Source organism: Noviherbaspirillum malthae (assembly GCF_015352985.1).
GTDB lineage: Bacteria > Pseudomonadota > Gammaproteobacteria > Burkholderiales > Burkholderiaceae_D > Noviherbaspirillum > Noviherbaspirillum malthae.
Genome location: NZ_JACYXF010000102.1, coordinates 1 through 15,725 on the forward strand (window position 1 = coordinate 1; position 15,725 = coordinate 15,725).

The following is a 15,725-nucleotide window of genomic DNA, read 5'->3' on the forward strand; positions in this document are numbered from 1 at the left end:
CGAGGGTTTCTTTGGGCGACTGAAGACCGAGCTGTTTTACCCTCGGAACTGGCACTCTACAACCATAGAACAGTTCATTGAAGTAGTAGACTCCTACATCCGGTGGTATAACGAAAAGCGCATCAAGTGTACAAGTTGTGACTCGATCTGGCAGGATGTGTCAGATCGAGAACTTCCGCATTCAACCCATAGCGGGCGTTTAACGCTAAACATGAGCGGAGGCTAGAAGGCTGCCGAGCAGCAGTGCGACGAAGCTGAGGCCATCGGCTTCAGTGAGCATCCTCTCGGCGTTGAAATCCGGACGACGCGTTTCGTCTGTGCTATGCCGTGCATCCGCCTTTTGGCGTAGGCGCGGTGCGTTATTGAGGTTGATCAAACTTTGGCTAAGTCGCCAGCGTAGCATGGTCGATCCTGGTCCCGGGAATGCGGAGACACGCCATGCGATATCCAGTAATGACCTTGTTCGCCAGCTCGCTTGTACTTGCCGGCTGTGGAGGCGGAGGTGAACCAGCCCCGCGCGCTGATGTGCCATCATCTACTCGGTTGGCAGCTCCGCCCACACAGGTGGTGCGCTCACCCCTGCCCGCATCGGTGCCTGCCGCTGCGATCGAGCGCATGCCGTCATGGCTGACCGAAGTGCCGGATGCCGCCTACGTTCCTGCAGTGAATCTGGAGGTGTCGTCTTTTACGGCACCAGGAATGACCGGCCAGACATTTACCGCCCTGGGTTCCGGAAAGCTTAAACGCATTGAAGTACCAGCCTTCACCTGGCGAGGCGACGTCAGCCCCTTACAGGTCACAGTGTATCGATGCCCCTCCGCCACCTATTCTTACGGCGACAACTGCACCAATGGTGTGACTGTATCGATTCCGGGAAGTAGTCTTCCAGTGCTCACTGAGAACTATACCAGCGCTCCCTATCTATCGGTTGACTTCAGCAGCACTGGCTTTGAACTCGTTGAGGGGGCGGCCTACATGTTCTGGCTGGGCACGAACATCAACGGCAGCGGCTACAGTACATTGTTCACCCTAAGCGACGGCTATGCAGGGGGTGGCCGTATGACCTACTGCTGCTATGGCGCCAGATACCAGGACGTTGGCGACTTGGCCTTCAAGGTATATCGTACGCCGCAGTAGTGGTCAGCCCTAGTCGGCCTCGGTAAGCATCTTCTCGGCGTTGATGCCCTCCTGGCTTGCTTCGGCCATCCAGTACTGGATCGACTCGGCGTGGGCCGCGTTGCTCTGCAACGCCAGGATCGCTTTGCCCTTAAACGGGTTGGCCTTCTTCATACTGGAATGCCGATCAACAAGCTATGTCAGCTATTGTTAAGGGTTGTAGGATGCCTGCCCACACGCGCATGAGGTAGAGCCGCAACCTCATTTTGCGGGCAGGCGTCCTACAAGCATCGAGGGAGGAAACCGCGGAATGCCCTGGTGCGGTCAACGAGAACTAATGCACTATGGAGATTTGAACGCTTCCAGTCGGGATCAGGTCGTGGCGCGATTGGAGCATGAGACTGGGATGTCGCTGGAATGCCAGGGACTTGGCCAGTAACACGGGTTGAACAGGTATCTCGTAGAGCAGCGCTTCATGATATCCCGAGTCAAGGTTAAGGCGGTCCCTGTCAGCACGCTCTGTTGTCGAGCCGACGCAGAATGGCAATGAATGGCTTGCCGTCATAGGGCACCTCGCTGATTGGGTGGTGCCCGAATCGGTTGCCCACGCGCGAAGGTATCGATGACGTTCATCGTAGCACCGCAGTGCGGGCAGACGAAGGTTGGCCGGGTGATGTTGGTCACCTCAGCCGCCTGCACTGCCGGTGAATCTACTAGGACGCCCAACAGTTCTCTGGCCTTGGCCAGGTTCTTCTTGCGACCGGCATTGGCAATGATCCCGTAATGGCGGATACGGTGAAACCCGTAGGGCAGCACATGCAGCAGGAACCGGCGCATGAACTCGTGCACATCCAGCGTCATCGTCTTGTGGCGGGTGCGCCCCCTGGCGCGGTAATCCTTCCAGCGGAACGTCACGCCGCGCTCGTCCATCGTCAACAGACGGCTATTGGAGATGGCTACCCGATGGGTATAGCGTGACAGGTAGGCAAGTACCGCCTGCGGTCCGGCAAACGGGCGCTTGGCATAGACGACCCACTCCTCCTTGCGCAGCGGCGCAAGCCAATCGACAAAGGCATCCGTATCGGCCAGCGCCAGATGCTCGCCGAAGAACTGCAACTTCCCGCAACGATGTGCGTTCTCCAGTGCTTCGAGGAAGCGCCGGCGAAACAGCCGCGAGAGGACCCGTACCGGCAGGAAGAAGCCCGGCCGACAAGCGATCCAGCGTTGGCCATCAGGAGAGAGCCCGCCACCGGAGATGATGCCGTGCACATGCGGATGGTGTGTCAACGCTGAGCCCCAGGTATGAAGCACCAGCGTAGCACCGATCTGGGCACCGAGGTGCTTGCGATCGGCGGCAATGGTGCGTAGCGTGTCGGCAGCGACATCGAACAGCAAGCCATAGAGGACGGTCTTGTTGGTATAGGCGATCTCGCTGATGGGGGCCGGCAGCGTGAACACGACGTGGTAATACTCGACCGGCAGTAACTCCGCCTGTCTCGCCTCAAGCCAACGATGCGCGGCACTGGCCTGGCACTTGGGGCAATGCCGGTTGCGGCAGGAGTTGTAGGCAATCTCGACTTGCCCACAGCCATCACAGCGCAGCACATGCCCTCCCAGCGCCGCGCTGCGGCACTGTTCGATGGCCGACATGACCTTCTTCTGGCCCAGGCTCAAGTGACCTGCCTGGACTTGGCGGTAGGCCGGCCCATGGGCGCGGAAGATATCCGCGACCTCCAGCACGGCAGAAGGCATCGACAGCCGCTACTCAGGATGCAGCATCTCGAGCGGGCTGACGACTTCGCGCAGGATATCGGTGGCCACTTGTGCGTACAGTGCAGTGGTCTCGAGCTTCTTATGCCCAAGCAGCACCTGGATGACGCGGATATCGACCTTCTGCTCCAACAAATGGGTGGCAAAGGTATGCCGAAGCGTGTGCATGGATACACGCTTGTTGAGATGGGCGGCGTCGGCGGCAAAGTGCACGGCGCGATTGAGTTGCCGGGTGCTGAGCGGCTCGATCGGATTAAGTCCCGGGAACAGCCAGCCGCCCTCGAGCATCTTGCCCTGGGCATGGGCCACCCGCCACCACACGCGCAGACGATCGAGCAGGACCGGCGGCAGCATCGCGTAGCGGTCCTTGCGGCCTTTGCCTTGCTCGATGCGCAGCGTCATGCGTTGACTATCGATGTCGGTGACCTTCAGATTGATCACTTCGCTGGCTCGCAGTCCGGCGCCGTAGGCGACCGCCAGCGCAGTCTGGTGCTTGAGGTTGGCCGCGGCAGCGAGCAGACGAGCGACTTCCTCGCGACTCAGGATCACTGGCAGGGTGCGCGGTTCGCGCACCGGTTGCATCCTGGCCATCGCCTCGACGCGATTGAGGGTGATGGCAAAGAAGAACCTCAGTGCGGTGATCCTCGCGTTCAGCGAGACCGGTGACAGACCGTGATCCACCAGATGCAACTGATAGCGGCGCAGATCCTCGGCGTCGGCGGTGTCAGGGGAGCGACCCAGGAAAGCGGTGAACTGCCGTACGGCACGAATATAGTGCGACTGCGTCTTGGGCGAAAGTTGGCGCATGCGCATGTCGTCGATCATGCGTTGGCGCAACGGAGAAATGGGTGTCGATGGGGTACTCATGACGGAACTCCTGGCAGAAAGCGAGGCCAATTGCCTCGACTTCCAGCATAGGAAACCGTTGCTCTGCTCCAATCAACCGCGAACGCTGGCGCGACGCTCCCCTACCGCGCGAGCGGTTTAGTCCATCGACCCTAAGCTGCCATACGAATTACACGGAAGCGGGAATTCAGTTTTCGGTAACTGCCGACTGCTGTAACGTCCTTAATGGGGGTTGGCCAGCGTTTTTAACGGGATTGAGAGCCGACGCGACGCCTCCGATGCGCCCACCGCTTTCGCCAGATTGACCGCTTCTTCGCGTACTTCCTTTGTATATCTTGCCCTTGGAATTCGATTCATCCTTGCCTCCGTTTCTCTATTGTACGAAACGTTGGCATCCACTTTTTTCAACCGACCTCATTGCGCGGTGATTTCCGGCGATGTAGGCAATGGTCGCTTCACGGTATGTTTTCATCGCGTCGTCACTGTCGCATTGCTTAACCGAGTCACTTCATCGACCCGTCGGGGTGACAGCGTTCCATGGACATGGATCTCTGTTACCCGTCCCACCAGTGAGATGGACTGCTCCGGTATTGGAATGGCAGCCTCCGCATGAAGCTCCAACACAGCCGATTTCCCATCTATGCTGGTTCGACATGCAGTGTGGAAGGTGTTTTGTATGTCAATTGTCCTGTAAAGTAACAGTGCTGCAAGCTGCAAGCTGCAGGATAACGGTGCCTGGACACTCTGTCTGTAGCTAATTGGCCAGCGCTGTTTGTTAGAAAAAATCGTGAGGGTGATTTACTGCGACTTGTGCAGATGTGCGCCCGATCCCATAGTATTCAATACCGTTAGTTGCCATCGTCACCGGGTCATACAGGTTACGGCCGTCGAAAATGACTGCATTACGTAATCGAGTTTTAATCTGACCAAAATCAGGGCTGCGAAAGATTTTCCATTCTGTAACTAAGACAAGCGCGTCGGCACCATCCAATGCTTCCATTGGTTCCCTACAGAAATGAATTCGGGATAAGACCTCGGGCATATGAGCCATATCCTGTTGCAATACGTGCCTTGCCTCTACCATGGACACCGGATCATAAGCCATGATCGACGCGCCTCGTTGCGTAAGTTGCGCGATCAAGATTCTAGACGGTGCTTCTCGCATGTCATCTGTATTGGGTTTAAATGCCAAACCCCAAACCGCGAACCGCATTCCACGCAGATCGCTTCCAAAGCGCCGAATTATTTTATTGCTTAACTGATATTTTTGCCTAGTGTTTACCTCATCAACCGCGTGCAGGAGCAATAATTTCTCTCCTCTTTCCTCGGCAGTTCGCCCAAGTGCCTTGACGTCTTTTGGAAAACAAGAACCGCCATATCCGCATCCCGCATACAAAAAGCTAAACCCGATCCGAGGATCGGATCCTATCCCTTGCCGGACGGCTTCGACGTCGACATTTACCTTGTCGGCCAAATTTGCCAATTCATTCATGAAAGAAATGCGAGTCGCCAGCATGGCATTGGCCGCATATTTCGTGAATTCGGCAGATCGTACATCCATCCAAATGGTCCGCGCGTGGTGCCTATTGAATGGCGCATAAAGTGCTTTGACTGCCGTTTGTGCACGCTGCCCTTCATCGCTAGTGTCGACTCCGACTATGATACGATCAGGCCGCATGAAGTCTTCTATCGCCGCCCCTTCTTTTAGAAATTCCGGATTGGAAACGACCGAAAAGGCAATATTCTTATTCCGGGCGTTCAATCGGATTTGAATTGCTTCCCTTACTTTTTCAGCGGTACCTACTGGAACGGTGGATTTGCAGATAATGATCTTAAAGCCTGTCATATGCATACCGATATTATCAGCGGCCTCTAGTACATACGTGAGATCAGCGGACCCGTCTTCATCCGATGGCGTCCCAACTGCGATGAACTGAATTTCGCTGTAGGCGACAGCGGCCGCAGTATCGGTCGAGAACATTAATCGACCTGCTTCGCGATTGCGGCAAACGATTTCCTCGAGTCCTGGCTCATAAATTGGAATTCCGCCTTCGTTGAGAAAGTCGATCTTCTTTAGATCGACGTCAAGGCAAAGCACATGATTGCCCAGTTCAGCAAGGCATGCTCCGGTCACCAAGCCGACATAGCCGGTTCCGATAATGGTTACGTTCATATGAAGAGTACGATGAATGCATTATGAAGTCGATGGCAATCCGGCACCATTTTTTGAAAGTACACGGGTCTTTAGTAAATGCTTTCTTGTGTCGCGTGCGAGGTTCAATCCAGTTCATCGAACAGCGCGATTGACGCTAAGATTATTAGCGCCATCTTCGCTGCATCGTTGTTGCCACGGTGTTATTCGCATCCATCAGCACCGTACAGGCATTGCTAGAATCTCCCCTCTGTTCTTTAATCCCTGACTGAAAGCTAACCAGCAGGCTACTGTCGAACATACTGCTATACCGGCTACCAAGGTTGATACTGGCTGGACTGCTCGTAACTGTTTTGCCATACCATCCTGGCCGCTCGAAAAACTTGCTGGGACTTCACTATTGCATACCGAGATTGTATGCGCCAACACAACCTTAATGTGCTTGCTGGTCTCACGGTAGTTGTTCATATGGATCATCGTTAAACGCTGAAGAAATCTGTCCCTTACGTCAAACAGCAGCAATCATAGACGACATTCCACAATGGTCCCAAGTTTTGGTGTTTGGGCGAGATCAATGTAATCGCGCCTTAGCATACGAACGCACTGACTATGGAAGTTCAAAAGCCGTTCAGTGCCTCGCAGAAATATCTTCGGTACGTCAAGCAAATTTCTGCGGCCACTATATTAAGTAATGCACAAGCCGTTATTGCCATATACTGACTCTATCCCATATACAAGGAAATGCTCAATCGGGGTGGCAGGGGGGAAGCCTCCATTCTTCTACCCGACATCTGATGTAGTCTTTGTCGTAAACCATGCCGATATGGATACTGCGCCATCAGTACGCCAATCGATACAAGCGACAGGCAAATGGCTGCCCACATATTATCGGCATCGAATGATGTGGCGGCACTCCGGGATTTCTAATCGGCGATCGATCTCTTCGCAGAGGCAGGTTCAAGCTCGCTTAACTCGTTGCTGTTCAAGCTGGAAGTGGATACGTTGGGCTGCTAAACTTTTGAAACACGCGTGAAATCTCCCCTCCGTAGACTTTCCATCACATAAAGTTGCGTAAAAATCCGTTTGGGTTCATTGGTCAAGGTGTACCCAACCGTGTTCCGATCCGCTCGGAGCGGCCTTCCAAGTCCCCATGTGCGCAAGTCACCAATCTGGTGGCCAGCTATAGTGGCCCCCAATTTTGAGACGGTGGTTTAAGCTGTCATCTGTGAAAGGATGATAGCGGATGAGTGAAGGTAAGAAACGCAGGGTGCATACGGCGGAATTCAAGGCCAAGGTCGGTCTGGAAGCGGTGCGCGGGGTGAAGACGGTGACGGAGATCGCGCAGGAATACGGCGTGCATCCAGTGCTGGTAGGCCAGTGGAAGAAGGAGATCCTGGAGAACGCCGGTGCCCTGTTCGACGTCAAACGCGGTCCGAAGCCGGTCGACGAGAGCAGCCCGGAGGACAAGCTGTACAGCGAGATCGGCAAGCTCAAGATGCAGGTGGATTGGCTTAGAAAAAGCTTGGGGAATGAGCCCGGCCGAGCGGCAACGCTGGATCGAGCGGGAGGATGACATGCCGCTGACGATGCAGTGTGAGCTGGCCGGTGTGCCGCGCTCGTCGGTCTATCGGCGGCTGCAAGCGGTGGCCCGCCAGCCATGCCTGGAAGAGGGAGATCGGCTGCGTTCCTTGATTGACGAAGCGTACACCAATCGGCCGTTTTACGGCAGCCGGCGCATGGTGGTCCATCTGCGAGGACAAGGACACTGCGTCAACCGCAAGCGCGTGCAGCGTCTGATGCGGGAAATGGGTCTGGCAGGCATGGCACCGGGCCCGGCAACGAGCAAGCCGCATCCGCAGCACAAGGTCTATCCTTACCTGTTGCGCGGGGTGGCGGTCACGCGGCCGAATCAAGTGTGGAGCACGGATCTGACGTATATCCGTCTCGCACGTGGCTTTGCGTACCTGGTGGCAATCATCGACTGGTACAGCCGTAAAGTGCTGGCCTGGCGCATCAGCAACAGCATGGACGCGTCGTTCTGCGTGGACTGCCTGGAAGACGCCTTGCGCCACCACGGCAAGCCCGAGGTGTTCAACAGCGACCAGGGTGCGCAATTCACCAGCGACGCCTTCACCAGCGTGCTCAAACGCGAAGGCGTGGCCATCAGTATGGACGGGCGTGGGCGGGCATTGGACAACATCTTCGTTGAACGCTTGTGGCGCAACGTGAAGTATGAGGACTTGTATCTGAAGGGCTACGCCAACATGGCTGAGCTGACGGTCGGACTGGTACAGTACTTCGCGTTTTACAACGGAGCACGTCCACATCAGGCGTTGGGCTACGAAACGCCGGATCATGTCTATCGTATTGGTGCCGGAGGCGGTGCGCTGATCAGCGACAAGTTCGACGGTGGCGGACAGGAACGTAAGAGCAGTGGTACGGGGCAGCGCCGGGCAGCTGCTGAGGTGGAAATGGACGCAGCTTAAACTAACCGGCTCAATGTTTTGACTGATGGGTCCACTTTAAGCCTCAACCGCGACGATCGCAGGTCGCAAGGGGGCAACCGATCGTACGCTTACGATACCATGCGTCCACAGATATCGGTCGGTTTGTGATAAACGCGATCGAAGGTTCAGCACTCTTCAGAAAACTGTTCTTTGGACGTCACGCAAACCAGCTGGCGTTATGCCGCACCTTTTAAAATTATGCAACTTTTCCAAAAGTGGTTAGCTTCCATTCCCGTGATCGTCACCAAGCTCATTGCAGGAACCAGCAGTCAAAAAAATACAGGCCGCAGACTGCTTCGCTAGCGCTAGGCATTGGCGTTCAAGCGAGCGACACGCGCTTTCAGAGAATAAATATCTTCTATGAGCAACTGCATAGTGCCGTAAAGGGAATATCGCACCGCCTATGCAGGATCCGCAAGAATTTGATTGATTTGGTCTCAGCGGTCGCGGCTGCCGACTGCAACGGCTAAAAGTTAAACCAACCCTTTGGCATAACATTCCGTTATTGCTATCTAAACTGATAGTAAGACTGACGACATATGGCAACGCAGTCCCATGGGACTATTGTTCACCACTGCAACTTATGCTATCGATAAAAGCAACTATCGCAGCGATTATCTTTATCGAGCTAAAATGGCATCGATTTAGATATGAGGACGGCACATCTTCATCTACATCAACTTCATTTGATAAAAACCAGCGCGACAACGAATTTTAACACCAGGGTAATGTATAGGTCGCGCTGGCATGTTGCAGTTGACACACGATATTTATCATAACATTAGGAAGCGCCATGTCCATACAACATATAACGACGGCATTTTCAATAAAGAAAGTAATGATTGGCGCAATGACACAGCAACATGCCTTATTGTTTCACCACCGAAATCTCGGTCATGGTATATTTTCAGGGGTCGCCATTGCCAGCATTCTGTTTTTCTTCCCCGCTCACCACGCATCATCAACTACAACTGCGTCAGCGCCTGTGCACCAACGATGGGGCACACCCGAAACACCGTTTGCTGCTGATTCACTCTGGAACAGCCGTCCCGTTGATCCACAGTTTCATGATTTTCAAATCCCGCCAGCGGACTATTATCCCTCCGTGGCACAAGGTAAATGGTCGACAGGTGTGTTTCTCGCCACGCCAAGCGATCCTCCGATGACGATCCATGGCTTACCTGGCCATGAGGGCGTATGGGATCCCGATGCAGAGGCATCCAGAACAGTGACGCTACCGCATTGGCCGCATGACGTTACGCCAGCGTCCGGGACCGACGGCCATGCTGATATTATTGACCTCGACCGCAACATGATTCACTCATTCTGGCAACTGCGGCAAGCTAACGGCAAGTGGTTTGCTGCCCAATATAGCTGGACACGCCTGAATGGTCGTGGTTGGGCAGATCCGGCACACTATTTTCAGGGGGCCCGTGCGGCGGCAGTTCCTACGCTGGCCGGCTTAATTAGAAAGCATGAGGTTGCAGATGGGCAGCCAATATACCGACATGTGCTCGCAATGTCTTTGACCTTCAATGCGCTAGAAGCCTCTCCAGGCTATATCTTTCCGGCGACATCGACAGATACGGATGCTGCCAAGCGGAATACAGGGCGCATCCCGCTCGGTGCGCTTTTAATGTTGCCGCCCACATTCGATACCAGCCGGTTAAAAGACCCTTCATTGCGTCGAGTTGCGGAGACGTTGAAAGTGTACGGTGCATATGTGGTTGATGCCAACCACGGTACACCGTTTCAAATTTATGTGGAAAACGGCGCGGACTTTGACCTTCATAAAGACGGGTGGAATGCGATTGCAGCTGCTGACTTGCAAGAAATCCGTAGATCGCTGAGACAAGTCAGCACTACACGAGGTTGGATAGACGGCAATAACAAACGCTTCTACCCAACATCGAACCTGAATCGGTTGTCCATGCGTGGCCCATGGCGTCTCCTGCAAGGCAACGAGGTTGGCCAGTTCGACAGTTGGCGCCAAGCCGTCCTCTTTCCGGCCAGCGTAAACCGCATTGTGCAAATGAATGATTCATCTAGAAGCATACGTCCGGTGTTTTGGGCGAAGCTGATTCCGGGGCGTATGTACAAATTAACTGCACACGCAACAGGCGGGGCAACATTGCGCCTGCAACTACATGATAAAAAAAGTGGCCGTCGTGTCTTTGATAGCGGAGAATTGAAAACTGGAAAATCATGCATCTTTGCATGGCCGACAGTAGATAGTGGCGTTACGGTGCAAGTCAGTAGCGGCATCGGCCAAGCGTCGTCGGTTCAAGGCTCGCTGGTCGAACATTCTGCACACAAAACAAAGACGGTGAACACCAAGTCACGCACTGCCTTACCTGAACATCGCTCTGCTGCTAGCGCTAGCAACTGACCGCCAGAGACCAATAGAGAAGTTTCCGATAACGTAGGTTGCTGTAGCGACCATAGTCAATTTGGCCCTAATCATGGTAGCGTTGCTACGGGGACCACTGCTCCGCTACTACCTTCTCCATCAAAGTAGATTATGCGGCGCGGTCGGCTACCCAACCTGTCATCTGCGCCGGTGACTGCAACATTCACAGAGTGCCAAAGTAAAGATTATTCGGCCTCCAGCTATCAAGCGTACCCTGGGCCAAATTTATGGTGGATCGCCGATGTTCAGGCGCCAGCAGGACCCAGACCAGGCGCATATTTATTGTTCTGAGGTCTGCCTCCGCTTAGCAATTTTCCGAATCAATATGCGTGATTCCTAGAATAAAGTTTAGTACGTGAAATCCCTGCAGGCCTGAAGCGGCTATTTCCACTCCGGGACAATATTTTCCTCTGAATTTAATATAACTTTAAGGGGTTTGTCATTTATCAGAATTGAAGGCTGGTTCTCCCCTAACTTTATCAACATTCGGCCAATGAAGCCTTGGAGTGTTCGTGCCTGTATCAGCTAACTTTTTCAGGGCTTTACCAGTACATAGGCAGCAGCAGAACTGTAAGGGCAGAGGTGACTCATATATGAATACCGACAACAATAAGATGACGCCATATAGGCCAGAAATAGACGGCTTACGCGCGATTGCCATCATTGCCGTAATGTTTTTCCATGCAGACTTCAAACTTTTCCCAGGTGGCTTTGTAGGAGTGGATGTCTTTTTTGTGATCTCTGGATACCTTATCACTTCCATCATCGCCCGCGAAATGGAAGATGACAATTTTTCTATCTTGCGGTTTTACGAGCGGCGGGCTAAGCGCATACTACCAGCTCTCTTTTTTGTCATCCTATGTTGCCTTCCGTTGGCGTGGATGTGGATGCTTCCAGGTGAACTCACACGGTTCGCACATAGTCTTGCTGCGGTCGCCTTTTTTTCATCAAATCTATATTTTTGGCGTACTACGGATTATTTTGCTCCCGCTGCCGAGGATCAGCCACTGTTACATATGTGGAGTTTAGCAGTCGAGGAACAATATTATGTCGTCTTTCCCCTCATTATTCTAGCCTCATGGCGACTTGGAAAAGCCAGACTTTTTCGACTGTTAGTGTGCATGTTAATAGTATCTTTGGCACTGTCGGAATGGGGTTGGAGAAACAAGCCTGCGGCAAACTTCTTTCTTTTACCGTTCAGGGCATGGGAAATCCTTGCCGGCTCCCTCTTGGCGCTGCTTCCACTTGAGCCCGCGAGCAAACTGAGAAACAACGAGACCTATAGTAATACCGGTTCGATGGTTGGCCTGTTTCTAATTCTTTTTTCTGTAGTGTATTTAGATAAGAACACACCGTTTCCAAGTCTTTATACAACCATCCCGGTGGTCGGCGCCGCTTTAGTCATTCTATTTGCAAAACCAACGAATTGGGTAGGAAGCTTATTAGCAAGCAAGCCCTTCGTTGCAATCGGGCTGATTTCTTATAGCGCCTACCTATGGCATCAACCACTTCTAGTTATTGCACGGAAGGCGTATTCGAATTCAGTCTACGGAAATATTCTACTTACTATTGCCGCGTTGGCTGTCACGCTTTTGCTTGCTTGGCTTACCTATCGATATGTGGAAACGTATTTCCGTATAAATACGTTCAGGCGACCCCTGATAAAATCAAGTTTTGCCTTAGCGATGCTTGCAGTTATTTCAATTCCGCTTTCATTGTTTACCGCAGCTCACTATCGACCGCTTGGAAAATTAATAGAAGTAAACTCGCGCGCAAAGGATTACCAAAAGTGGGCTGACGGCAACTATCCAACTTCTACGTGTTTCAATAAGAAAGTTTTTGATGGCTATTATTCCTGCGAATTTGGTAACTTACAGGCTGCCAAGATTGGGTTAGTCCTGTGGGGCGATTCGCTTGCAGAGGCACTTAGTTACGGCTTACATCATAATCTACAAGGTGATGGGCTGAAAGGCATTGCATATATCGCTATCGGGTGCCCGCCTATTTTGGACCTGAGTCGTCCTATCCAGAAAGGATGCCACAACGATGTTCACCGAAGCATATTAAAATCAGTTTTGATGCAAAACGATGCTCACAACGTTATCCTGTTAGGGAATGTGGCAGGAGGTAGTCATAACAAGGATTGTATTATTGACGGATCGCCCACAAGCTGGCCCGTCGCAAAGAAAAAAATAAAGACTATCCAAAATCAATTAGAAGCCGCTGGTAAAAAACTGTTTTTTGTTGAACAGGGCCCAAAATTTCCGCGGGAAGTCGCTGCGTTTTACCTGACCAAGGAAATATTGGGACGCCGAGAGGATTTGGTGATCAGCAAATCTTCACATTTGATGACAATAGCTGAGCAAAGGGAACTCAAAGCTTACGGAATTAGATATATACAAACTGCTGATTTTTTCTGCCAACAAACCTCTTGTCATGCCTCGAAAAATGGGGAGCTGATGTTTTATGACAAAGAGCATTATACGTTCTATGGTTCGCGGCTTTTTGCTAACTTTATCCTCGGGGAAATTACAGACACAGTTAGCATGGTAAGGTAGTGCCACCAAACGCGGGAAGTGCATGCATTTTTCGCAAGGATCAGCTAAGATGTTTCAGAAGCCTGCAGAATTTCTGTGTAAAACGAGGTCATAAAACAATACCGAAAGGGATGTTCCATGACTGATGCAAGACTACCAAGAAACCTATAAAGCGGAAAACACCTCCGCCGTTTCCAGTCAAACTGATTGACTAGTTGCTGCCCACCGTGCAGAACAAAGATGCCGACTCCATTTTGGGCGAGTCCGCACTGGTGGGGCTGCTCAAGAAGAGGCTGGCTAAGCGCATGCCGGGGGCCGAACTAGCCCGCCACCTGGGCAACGAGGGCGAGTCCAGCAAGAACCACCGTAATGGCACGTCGCATAGGAGCGCGGTGGCGCCAAGTGGCGAACTGCAGCATAATGTGCTGCACTGCCCGGCAGCTGTCGAGCTTCGGACCCAGCCTAGTAGGCAAGCACCAGCGGCGCATGCTTGGCCTTGACGACCATGTCATCAGCAGGTATGCACGCGGCATGACCGTACGGGAGATCCAAGGCGACCTGCTGGCGCTATAGGGCACCGAAATGTAGCTAGACCTAATTGATGGCCTTTGACAGCAATACGGCCAGCGCCACTGCCTTGGCAACGTATAGCCTGAACAACTGGCCAAGGAAGTACCTCGGCTTCAAAACACTACATCATGTCTTTATCAGCCGGTGACGATCCCATCAACTGATAAATACATTTCAGACTTGAATCCGCCAGCTAGTATGTCTATCGTCGTTGAGGTTAATCAGATAAGCGGTGCGGTAGCTCGACTAAGGTGACTCAATCTTATGTGGATTACGACATCATGTGCTCTGCGCTCAATGCTCCAGTAGTCTCAGTCTTCATGCCAACCAAAGATCGCCTTTTGCAACTCCAAAGCGCGGTTCAATCGGTCCTAGCGCAGACCTATTCGGCATTTGAGCTAATTATCGTCAATGATGGATCGAGTGACAGCACTGCAGATTACTTGAATGAACTTTGTACGCTGGACAGCCGTGTCCGTGTTGTGCACCATGTCAAGCCAGCAGGTGCACCCGCATGCCGTAATCAAGCACTTCGTTTAGCACGCGGTATATGGGCGACAGGGCTTGACGACGATGACGAATTCAAACCAGGACGCCTTGAAGCATTTGTTACATACGCAACAATGCTGGAGCGGCATCACGTTTCTTTTTCCGCTCTGTACAGCCAAGACGAAGTGATCGAGCCACAAGGACGGCGATTGACACGCAAAGAAAGCTGTGTCCACTTTGAAAATCTATTAATGCATAACTGCATTGGCAACCAGATTTTTGCACGGCGTGAAGTCTTTTTAGAGATAGGACTGTATGACGAGAAGTTACCTGCATGGCAGGACCTTGATTTGAACATGCGTATTGTGTCAACGTTTGGGCCTGCCTTGCTGGTTGACGCGCCATATTATGTTTTCTATAACGACGAAAGACCGGACCGGATCTCTCGAAAGAGAAAAACTCTCATTTTGGACGCTTACTGGTGTATTAGTAAAAAATGGCCACAACTGTCAGACCGTGCCAGACAAACTTTGTACCTGCAGACACTGAGCAGCTACTATGGGTTCCCAATCTCAGCACAAGATGTCTCGACTTATTTTAAGCTCTCTATAAAACCAAGTAGCATCGTCAGACTTGGCCATCTGTTGATTGAACGCTTCCGAGTCACCAGTGCAGCCCGCTGTAGGCGCCGTACCTTAAAACAAGGTTAAGAGATGCGATACGCGTTTCAATCGCCGCCTGGCGGCCCTCAGAACGTGATCGATATTTTTTGTCCAAGCCCGGAGTGTGGTGACGTTGATTTGGAATGAGCAGGAAGCATTATCCACGCGACATCAGCCGTGAACAGCTTGAACAAATTCGTCCCTTCTTTGAAGGCAGTCGCAAGCGCACCAGTCCAAGGAAGGTAGACCTGTACGACATCTTTTGCGAGATCCTTTACCTGCTGTCACTTCCAGGAGGATACTCCCCAAATGGGGAGTATCTACCCGACGCTGACAAGGTGTGTATAGCGCATTCTGCGCAACTTCGACATGGCGGTGCGACACGTGTAGCCGTCCACGTGTTTCATAGTAGGAATTGGACGGCAAAGCTCATTCTTGTCTTGTCACACTTTGAAAGGAGGCTGTGACCTGCTGTACGACCAGCAGTTGCCTACCCGAGCATGCGTAACTGGTGTCAGCGTCGGGTAGATACTCCCCATTTGGAGGTGCGGACAAAAACTTGGACTACTTGGAGGTAGTTCATGTACTCATACGAAGACCGGATTCGGGCGGTAAAACTGTATATAAAGCTCGGGAAACGCACTGGCGCGACCATTCGGCAGTTGG

Annotated in this window: 11 protein-coding genes and 2 pseudogenes; 8 read left to right on the top strand and 5 right to left on the bottom strand. The window is 52.5% G+C overall.

Annotated features, from left to right (window positions below; genetic code table 11):
- Both IGW03_RS38510 and IGW03_RS35150 read left to right on the top strand, forming a co-directional pair.
- Positions 1 to 226, top strand: a 226-nt coding sequence (locus IGW03_RS38510) for an IS3 family transposase (protein ID WP_228536293.1), incomplete at its 5' end; no start/stop codon positions are given.
- A gap of 212 nt (positions 227 to 438) precedes the next feature.
- Positions 439 to 1,137, top strand: a complete 699-nt coding sequence (locus IGW03_RS35150; RefSeq protein ID WP_194727047.1) for a hypothetical protein — start codon at positions 439 to 441, stop codon at positions 1,135 to 1,137.
- 9 nt (positions 1,138 to 1,146) lie between these two features.
- Here the strand turns inward: IGW03_RS35150 and IGW03_RS35155 are convergent, their stop codons facing one another.
- The 5 genes and pseudogenes from IGW03_RS35155 to IGW03_RS35175 form a co-directional block, all read right to left on the bottom strand.
- Positions 1,147 to 1,290 carry a hypothetical protein gene (locus IGW03_RS35155; protein WP_194727048.1) on the bottom strand — a complete coding sequence of 48 codons (144 nt, stop codon included), beginning with the start codon at positions 1,288 to 1,290 and terminating at the stop codon, positions 1,147 to 1,149.
- Between the two features lie 387 nt (positions 1,291 to 1,677).
- Entirely contained in the window at positions 1,678 to 2,868 is a 1,191-nt protein-coding gene (locus IGW03_RS35160) for an IS91 family transposase (RefSeq protein ID WP_194727049.1), read from the bottom strand.
- Positions 2,869 to 2,877: 9 nt separating this feature from the next.
- Entirely contained in the window at positions 2,878 to 3,753 is an 876-nt protein-coding gene (locus IGW03_RS35165; protein WP_194727050.1) for a tyrosine-type recombinase/integrase, read from the bottom strand.
- 210 nt (positions 3,754 to 3,963) lie between these two features.
- Positions 3,964 to 4,089 (bottom strand): annotated as a pseudogene (locus IGW03_RS35170) (IS3-like element ISBvi4 family transposase); the annotation flags it as partial.
- Between the two features lie 418 nt (positions 4,090 to 4,507).
- On the bottom strand, positions 4,508 to 5,905 hold the full coding sequence (locus tag IGW03_RS35175) for a UDP-glucose dehydrogenase family protein (RefSeq protein WP_194727051.1): 1,398 nt from the start codon (positions 5,903 to 5,905) through the stop codon (positions 4,508 to 4,510).
- 1,222 nt (positions 5,906 to 7,127) lie between these two features.
- Here IGW03_RS35175 and IGW03_RS35180 point away from each other — a divergent pair.
- The 6 genes and pseudogenes from IGW03_RS35180 to IGW03_RS35205 all read left to right on the top strand — a co-directional run.
- Positions 7,128 to 8,370, top strand: a protein-coding gene (locus IGW03_RS35180) for an IS3 family transposase (RefSeq protein ID WP_194727052.1) whose coding sequence is annotated in 2 segments (ribosomal slippage) — positions 7,128 to 7,414 and positions 7,413 to 8,370 — 1,245 coding nt in all. Because the reading frame shifts where the segments join, the coding sequence is not laid out codon by codon here.
- A gap of 814 nt (positions 8,371 to 9,184) precedes the next feature.
- Positions 9,185 to 10,780: an Atrophin-1 multi-domain protein gene (locus IGW03_RS35185; protein ID WP_194727053.1), complete on the top strand. Its 1,596-nt coding sequence runs from the start codon at positions 9,185 to 9,187 to the stop codon at positions 10,778 to 10,780.
- Between the two features lie 614 nt (positions 10,781 to 11,394).
- Positions 11,395 to 13,359: an acyltransferase family protein gene (locus IGW03_RS35190; RefSeq protein ID WP_228536294.1), complete on the top strand. Its 1,965-nt coding sequence runs from the start codon at positions 11,395 to 11,397 to the stop codon at positions 13,357 to 13,359.
- A 465-nt stretch (positions 13,360 to 13,824) separates the two neighbouring features.
- Entirely contained in the window at positions 13,825 to 13,911 is an 87-nt protein-coding gene (locus IGW03_RS35195) for a hypothetical protein (protein WP_438943694.1), read from the top strand.
- 263 nt (positions 13,912 to 14,174) lie between these two features.
- Positions 14,175 to 15,107, top strand: a complete 933-nt coding sequence (locus tag IGW03_RS35200) for a glycosyltransferase (protein WP_194727055.1) — start codon at positions 14,175 to 14,177, stop codon at positions 15,105 to 15,107.
- A gap of 95 nt (positions 15,108 to 15,202) precedes the next feature.
- A pseudogene (locus IGW03_RS35205) lies at positions 15,203 to 15,343 on the top strand (IS5/IS1182 family transposase); the annotation flags it as partial.
- Positions 15,344 to 15,725: the final 382 nt, after the last annotated feature.

Bases quoted from the DNA above. Each gene is read 5' to 3' on its own strand.
- IGW03_RS35175 (WP_194727051.1), bottom strand. From the start codon at position 5,905: ATGAACGTAACCATTATCGGAACCGGCTATGTCGGCTTGGTGACCGGA.
- IGW03_RS35190 (WP_228536294.1), top strand. From the start codon at position 11,395: ATGAATACCGACAACAATAAGATGACGCCATATAGGCCAGAAATAGAC.
- IGW03_RS35195 (WP_438943694.1), top strand. From the start codon at position 13,825: ATGCTTGGCCTTGACGACCATGTCATCAGCAGGTATGCACGCGGCATG.
- IGW03_RS35185 (WP_194727053.1), top strand. From the start codon at position 9,185: ATGTCCATACAACATATAACGACGGCATTTTCAATAAAGAAAGTAATG.
- IGW03_RS35150 (WP_194727047.1), top strand. From the start codon at position 439: ATGCGATATCCAGTAATGACCTTGTTCGCCAGCTCGCTTGTACTTGCC.
- IGW03_RS35160 (WP_194727049.1), bottom strand. From the start codon at position 2,868: ATGCCTTCTGCCGTGCTGGAGGTCGCGGATATCTTCCGCGCCCATGGG.
- IGW03_RS35165 (WP_194727050.1), bottom strand. From the start codon at position 3,753: ATGAGTACCCCATCGACACCCATTTCTCCGTTGCGCCAACGCATGATC.
- IGW03_RS35155 (WP_194727048.1), bottom strand. From the start codon at position 1,290: ATGAAGAAGGCCAACCCGTTTAAGGGCAAAGCGATCCTGGCGTTGCAG.